This window comes from Collimonas sp., from assembly GCF_044339385.1.
Taxonomy (GTDB): Bacteria; Pseudomonadota; Gammaproteobacteria; order Burkholderiales; family Burkholderiaceae_D; genus Collimonas.
In genome coordinates this window covers 1-7,209 of record NZ_JBIIVN010000137.1, presented here as the reverse complement: position 1 = coordinate 7,209, position 7,209 = coordinate 1, and the positions used below count along the sequence as shown (strand labels likewise).

Sequence of the window (7,209 nt, the reverse complement as noted above, 5' to 3'; positions counted from 1 at the left end):
TCTTCTTCATTGCTGGTCTTTCCAAAGGATCGTTGATTTTACGTTACCTATGGAAGACTAAATTTCGGGGGAAGCTCACACCGGGGAGTTCTATGCGGCGCAGGCCACAACCTGCGCCTGATCTTGCGAAAGCTGCGGCCTTTTTGCGCTGGGTTTCGACTAATGCTTTGGCCGATGGGCCGATGGGCGTATGGCGACTGGTACGGCTTGAGACAATTATTTCGAAATGGGATTGTTCATGGCCGACTCAATAGGGTACCGGCACCAGCAGCGCATTGATCTGTTGCAGATCTTGTTCTTTCAACGCACCCGCCGCCGCTTTCAATTTCAAGCCGTTCATCAAGGTGTCGTAACGTGCCTTGGCCAGATCCCTGCGGGTTGAGTACAACTGCTGCTGGGCATTGAGCACATCGATATTGATACGCACTCCCACCTGATAGCCGAGACGGTTCGAGTCGAGCGACGACTGGCTGGATATTTCCGCCGCTTCATAAGCCTTGACCTGAGCCAGGCCGTTGCTGACCCCGAGATAGGCTTGTTTTGCATTCAGAACTGCGGTCCGGCGCGCATTCTCCAGATCGGAACGAGCTTTACTTTCCAGTGCCGCTGCCTGGCGAACGCTGCTGCTGACAGCGCCGCCGGAATATATCGGGATATTCCACTGCACGCCGATTGAATTGGTTGTCTGCGATACGTTATAGAAAGGAATATCGCTGCCGCTGACATCCTGATGTGCACGACTGATGACCAGATCCAGCGTCGGCAGATGACCTGCACGACTTTTCTTGATGTCGTGCCGGGCAATGTCCAGTGTGATTTCCTGGCCCAGTACACCGAAATTCTGTTGCTCCGCACTGTTCACCCAGGCTTCGATGGCCGCCGGTTCTGGTGCATTCAGCTTGACCCCGGGGCGTAAGGTCGCTAACGGCGCCGGCGCTTTGCCGATGATCTGCTGTAACGCGTTGCGTGCGACTTCCAGGTTGTTGCTGGCGGCGATTTCCTGGGCACTCACCAGGTCGGCACTGGCCTGGGCTTCGTTGGTATCGGTAATGGTGGCGGTGCCGACATCGAAATTGCGTTTGGCCGATGCCAACTGCTCGGCAATCGCGCTTTTTTGCGCTTGTAGCGATGTCAGCACATCCTGCGCGGTCAGGATATCGAAATAAGCCTGGCTGACGCGCAAGATCAAATCCTGCTGGGCTTGCGCAAACTGGACTTCACCGGCTGCCACCGACAGTTTGCTCGCCTGATACTGCTGCCAATACGCCGGACGGAACAGCGGCTGCGTCAGCTGCAGGCTGTAGTTGTTGGTGACAGTCTTCCACGACTGCCCGGAGTTGCTGTAATTGCCGCCCAAACCGAGGCTGGGCAGCAGTGCGGCACGGCCCTGTACGTCCGCTTCATTATTGGCGCTGAGCGCGTAGCGTGCGCTGGTGTAGGCCGGATCGTTGGCAAGCGCCTGCTGATAAGCCTGCATCAGGTCGAGGGCACAGGCGTTGCCGGCCATCAGGCTGCTGGTGATCAACGAAGCAATAAGAGCATTGCGCATGACATTCTCCGTGGCGTCGTGTGTCGGTGCTGACGTCGCCAGGCCGGACTGGCCGTAACGTCAAACAAATACTGCAACGCTTTTCCAACATGCGGTTTTCTGCCGACAGTCGGACTGCGGGCGTGCGGCACCAGCAAGCCCTGTCTGCGGCACATCTCCCCGCAGACGCCAGCAAACTGCATCAATATGTCGGCATCGCCGGATCGACTTGCAGGGCCCATGCATGGATGCCGCCGGTCAGGTTGCTTACCGCAGAAAAACCGTGGCGTTCGAGAAAGGCCGCAACCTGCATGCTACGCGCGCCGTGATGGCAGATGCAGACGATGGCCTGGTCTTCTTCCAGATCATTCAGATGTGCCGGCACGGTTTGCATCGGCATCAACTGCGCGGCATCGATGTGGTAGGTCTCGTATTCCCACGGTTCGCGCACATCGAGCAGTAATGGCGCGGGGCGCTGCGGATCGGCGATCCAGGCTGCCAGTTCAGTAGCGGTCAGATGTTGCATAGGTCGTCTCAGAATTTGAAGTGGGAATGCACCGCCGCTTCGCGCAATGGCTTGACGTTGGTCTCGAACAGTTTGACTGTGGTGTAGCTGTTGTCAGCGTTGCGCGTAACGACTTGCGCCGACATCACAGGCGCTTCACCAATGATAGCGACAACCCGGCCGCCGACATTGAGCTGCTGCAGGAATGCCTCCGGCAGGGCAGGCAGTGAAGCGGAAATGAAAATCACGTCGTAGGTTGGCGATGGTCCCTGATCCCAGCCCTGGGCGCCATTGCCCAGTGCCACGTCGACATTGGTGATGCCGTAGGCGGCCAGATTTTTTTCCGCCAGCGCTTTCAGGTCAGGATCGATTTCGACCGTTGTGACGTGGCGCGCTTTGTAGCACAGCAGGGCGGCCATGTAGCCAGAGCCGGTGCCGATTTCCAACACCTGCTCATGTTTCTTGACCTGTGCTTGCTGCAGCAGACGCGCTTCGATCTTCGGCGCCAGCATGTTTTCGCCGCCAGACAGCGGGATTTCGGTATCGGAAAATGCCAGGCTCTTATACGCCGCAGGTACGAATTCTTCGCGGCGCACTACCGACAGCAATTCCAGGATGTCCTGTTCCAGCACGTTCCAAGGGCGAATTTGCTGTTCGATCATATTGAAGTGGGCTTGTTCGATATTCATGTCAAAGGCTCATGGTGGAGAAATTAAAGGGCTCATTCTATCAAGGACATCCCTAAAAACCTACAGTACGGCGCAACTGTGGTCGTTAATGCCCCTGTATAAATGTTACATTAAGGCATTGTTTTCAGTATTGGTCTCATTATCTGTTTTAGGTGCTGTTGCGGGGGGGGGCTGCCTCAGGATCGGCCGCTGCGGCGTTGCCTCGCCACTTGCGCCTGGCCCAAGTGCTGAAGTCGTCCAGGTAGGTGTAGATCACCGGCACCACTACCAGCGTCAATAATGACGAAGTGATAATGCCGCCGATTACCGCCTGTCCCATCGGCGCGCGCTGCTCTGAGCCCTCGGATACGCCAAAGGCCAGCGGCAGCATGCCGAGCACCATCGCCAGCGTGGTCATCAGGATCGGCCGCAGCCGTACATGCGCCGCTTCCAACAGAGCGGCGCTGCGCTCGGCGCCTGCCTTGCGGGCCTGGTTGGCGAAATCGACCAGCGGGATGGCATTCTTGGTGACCAAGTCCATCAGCATGATGAAGCCGATGATGGAAAACATGTTCAGCGTCGAGCGCGACAGCATCAGCGCCAGGAACACGCCGATGAGCGTCAGCGGCAGTGCCGACATGATTGCCAGCGGCTGCAGGAAACTGCCGAACTGCGAAGCCAGAATCATATAGATGAAGATGATCGCCAGGATCAGCGCGTCAACCGCATAGCCGAACGATTCCTGCATGCTCTTGGTCGAGCCGCCCACCTGGTAGCGATAGCCGGCCGGCCAGTGCATGTTGTCCAGCGCGGTCTTGACGTCGGCATTGACCTGGCCGGCGGAGCGGCTGACGCTATCGGCTGAGAGTTCGATTTCACGGTTCAGGTCGCGCCGGTTGATCTGGTTAGCGCCGGTTGACGCCTCGATAGTGGCGACCTGGCGCAACGGCACCATCTTGGCCGAACCGTCGCTGTTAAGCTGGGTGCTGGCCAGCATCAGGCGCGACAGGTCTTCGCCGGCGTTACGGTCGGATGGTGCCAAACGCACATTAACGTCATAGTTTTCATCATCCGGGCCGCGCCAGGTACTGAGGGCTTCGCCGGCCAGCAACGGTCGCAGCGCATTGCCGATCTGCGCCACGCCGATACCGAGGTCGGCGCCGATGTCGCGTTTCGGCGTGACTGCGATGTTGGGTTTGTTGTCCTTCAGGCTGGAATCGAGATCCACCAAGCCCGGCACTTCGCGCATCCGGCGTTGCGCTTCTGCGGCCAGGCGCTCCAGTTCTTTCAGGTCGCGCCCCAGCAAACTCAGGCGCACCTGCTTGCTGTCGCCACCGGCCGCCGTCAGCGCGCCGACCCGGGTCACCGTAATGCCCGCCACCTGCGACAGGCGCTGGCGCAGCAGCGGCGTCAGATCGGCATTACTATGTTGGCGCTGGTCGCGTGGCGTCAGACGGATAAATATCGAGGCATAGTTCTTGCCCTGTGAGTTGTCGGTGTTGACCGTGGAATAGATATCCTGCACCTCCGGAAATTCGCGCAGAATGCGTTCGACCTGATGCACCTTGGTCTCAGTGAGCTCCAGCGACGAGCCGACCGGCGTGAAGAAAGTGGCGCCGCTTTCGGAATAATCCGCATTCGGAATGAATTCGCTGCCGACCAATCCTGATGCTGGCAGCGCCAGGCCGGCGACGAAGGCCAGGATGGCGATGCCGACGGTCATTAAACGATGCCCGAGAGACCATTTCAGCAAGACCTGGTAACTGTCGGAGATCCATTGCACCAGCCGCTCGAACTGTTCCAGCACACGGCCGATGGTATTGGCGTAAATGCCGCGCCGCTGTTTTGTGCCATCGCTACCGGTATCGTGATGCAGCGCCGGGTCCGGCCAGATGGACGATAACATCGGGTCCAGCGTAAATGAGACGAACATCGAGATCAGTACGGCAGCCGTCACCGTGATGCCGAACTGATGGAAAAAGCGGCCGATGATGCCGCCCATGAAGCCAACCGGCAGGAACACGGCAACGATGGAGAAGGTGGTAGCCAGCACCGCCAGGCCGATTTCGGCGGTGCCGTCGAGGGCCGCCAGGCGATGGCTCTTGAAGCGGCCATTGACCTTCATGCCGTTGTGGCGCACGATGTTTTCGCGCACTACGATGGCATCGTCGATCAGCAGACCGACGCACAGCGACAGTGCCATCAACGTGATCATATTGATGGTGAAGCCGAACATGTTCATGAACAGAAAAGTACCGATCAGCGCCACCGGCAGGGTCAGCCCGGTGGTGATGGTCGAGCGCCATGAGTTGAGGAACAGGAACACGATCAGGATCGTCAGTGCCGCGCCTTCCAGCAAGGTCTGGCGGACATTGTCAACGCCAACCCGGATCTGGGTTGAGCTATCCTTGATGGCTTCGATCCTGACGCCGGGGTGCAGGCTCTGCATGCTGGTTTGCAGTTCCGCAATTGCCCTGGTCAAGCCGTCGGCGACTTCGATGGTGTTCTGCCCTTGCGCCTTTAAGATATCCAGCGCCAGCGTGCGGCGGCCGTTGTAGAGCGCCAGGTTTTCCTGTTCCTCCTGGCCGTCGACGACGGTCGCGACTTGTGACAGCTTGACCGGCTGGCCGCCACGGATCACCACCACGATATCGTTGAAGTGCTGCGGGGCCTTTAACTTGCCCAACACTTGCACCACTTTTTCGCTGTCGGCAGTGCGGATGGCACCGGTCGGCAATTTCTGATTTTCATTGCGAATGGCATCTTCAAGCTGATTGATGTCGATCCCCAGTGATTCCATCTCGACCGGCTCGACGTAAATATTGATTTGCCGTTTGACGCCGCCGACCAGCGTTACCGAGCCGACCCCGCGCACGTTTTCCAGGCGCTTCTTGACGATCTGGTCGGCGATGGTGGTTAGCTCGCGCAAATCGCGCGGCTTGCCTTGGGGATCATTGGTCACCGAGATCGAGAAGATCGGCGCGTCGGCCGGATCGTAGCGGGTGATCAGCGGTTCCTTGATTTCCTTGCGGAAGCCAGCCTTTACCCCCGCCACTTTTTCACGCACGTCCTGCGCGCCCTGAGTTGGATCGACATTCAGGTTGAACTGGACGATGACCACCGATTGCCCCTCGTAAGAGCGCGAGGTCAGGCTATCGATGCTGTTAATGCTGTTGACCGCTTCTTCGATCGGGCGGCTGATATCCGATTCGACCGTCTCCGGCGAGGCGCCCGGATACAGCGTTTGTACCACCACCACCGGGAAGGTGATGTCAGGGAATTGATCGACCCGCAAACGCTCGTAGGAAAACAAGCCAAGCACGACGAACGCCATCATCATCATGGTCGCCAGTACCGGGTTGCCAATGCTGATGCGCGTGAACCACATGGTTTAGCCCTTGGCCGCGGTTGGCTGGGCGGCCAGCACCCGCACGCTGGCGCCATTCGGCAGACTGCCCAGATTGACCTTGACGATGCTGGCGCCGCTGCTGATGCCGCTCAGGATCTCGACTGCTTCGCCATCGGCGCCGCCGCCGTTGCCGCGCATGCCCAGCGTTACCGCACGGCGCACGATCTTGTTGTTTTCGATGGCGTAGAGATAACTGTCACCGGCATCATTCTGGATGGCCGACTGGGGCACGCTCAGTACCGCGCTTTTCTTTGACAGCGTCAACTGCGCCTCGCCGAACATGCCGGCGCGTAGCAAGCCCTGCGGGTTGTCGATTTGGATATACACAAGAATCGAACGTGAGCCCGCTTCGATTGACGGGTTGATGCGTACCACCTTGCCGATTACCGGCTTGGGTATGCCGTCCAGCACCAGCGTGGCTTCCTGGTTCAGCGCAACGTCGAGGATGTTCGAGGCTGGTACCGTTGCCGCCATTTCCATCTGCCGCAGATCGACGATCTCCAGCAGGCCGTTGTCGGCCGAGACTTTCTCTCCCGGTTCGACCGAGCGGCGGCTGATCAGACCGTCGATCGGGGCCCGGATCACAGTGTCCGACAGCGCCTTGCGCGCCACATCGACGGCACCGCGGGCGGAATCGACATTGGCTCTGGCGATATCGTACTGGCTGGCCGCATTATCGAATGCGTTCTTGGAGATAAAGCCTTTTTCAACCAGCACCTTGTTGTTGTCGCGCGTCTTGGCAGCGATCTCGAGCTGGCCCTGTGCCGCCAGCAACGAGCCTTGCGCCTGATTGAGCCGGGCCTGGTAGTCGCTGTCGTCCATCCTGACGATGACCTGGCCGGCCCTCACTGCAGCGCCTTCGCGCAGCAGCACTTCGCGCACCTCGCCGCTGACCCGCGCCTTGACCTGAGCCTGGCTGACTGCGCGCAAAGCGCCCGACAGCCGCATCACCTGACGCAGATCGCGCGGCGTCACTTTGAGCTTCCCCCGAAATTTAGTCTTCCATAGGTAACGTAAAATCAACGATCCTTTGGAAAGACCAGCAATGAAGAAGATACCAAAACAGATGTACACGGCGGAGTTCAAGGAGCTAGCCGTG

General features: G+C 58.9%; 6 protein-coding genes. 1 reads left to right on the top strand and 5 read right to left on the bottom strand.

Features of this window, described 5'->3' with window-relative positions; all coding sequences use genetic code 11:
* The coding region (locus ACIQ0R_RS10000) for a hypothetical protein (protein WP_395826739.1) at positions 1-254 on the top strand (254 nt) is incomplete at its 5' end.
* Here the strand turns inward: ACIQ0R_RS10000 and ACIQ0R_RS09995 are convergent.
* The 5 genes from ACIQ0R_RS09995 to ACIQ0R_RS09975 form a co-directional block, all read right to left on the bottom strand.
* Complete coding sequence (locus ACIQ0R_RS09995; RefSeq protein WP_395826737.1) at positions 248-1,549, bottom strand: TolC family outer membrane protein; 1,302 nt, start codon at positions 1,547-1,549, stop codon at positions 248-250. The two genes, ACIQ0R_RS10000 and ACIQ0R_RS09995, sit on opposite strands and share 7 nt — an antisense overlap.
* A 181-nt stretch (positions 1,550-1,730) precedes the next feature.
* Positions 1,731-2,054, bottom strand: a complete 324-nt coding sequence (locus tag ACIQ0R_RS09990) for a rhodanese-like domain-containing protein (RefSeq protein WP_395826734.1) — start codon at positions 2,052-2,054, stop codon at positions 1,731-1,733.
* 8 nt (positions 2,055-2,062) lie between these two features.
* A complete protein-coding gene (locus ACIQ0R_RS09985; RefSeq protein WP_395826731.1) occupies positions 2,063-2,722 on the bottom strand; it encodes a protein-L-isoaspartate O-methyltransferase in 660 nt (219 codons plus the stop codon).
* 148 nt (positions 2,723-2,870) lie between these two features.
* On the bottom strand, positions 2,871-6,089 hold the full coding sequence (locus tag ACIQ0R_RS09980; RefSeq protein WP_395826729.1) for an efflux RND transporter permease subunit: 3,219 nt from the start codon (positions 6,087-6,089) through the stop codon (positions 2,871-2,873).
* A gap of 3 nt (positions 6,090-6,092) precedes the next feature.
* Positions 6,093-7,209, bottom strand: a 1,117-nt coding sequence (locus ACIQ0R_RS09975) for an efflux RND transporter periplasmic adaptor subunit (RefSeq protein WP_395826727.1), incomplete at its 5' end; no start/stop codon positions are given.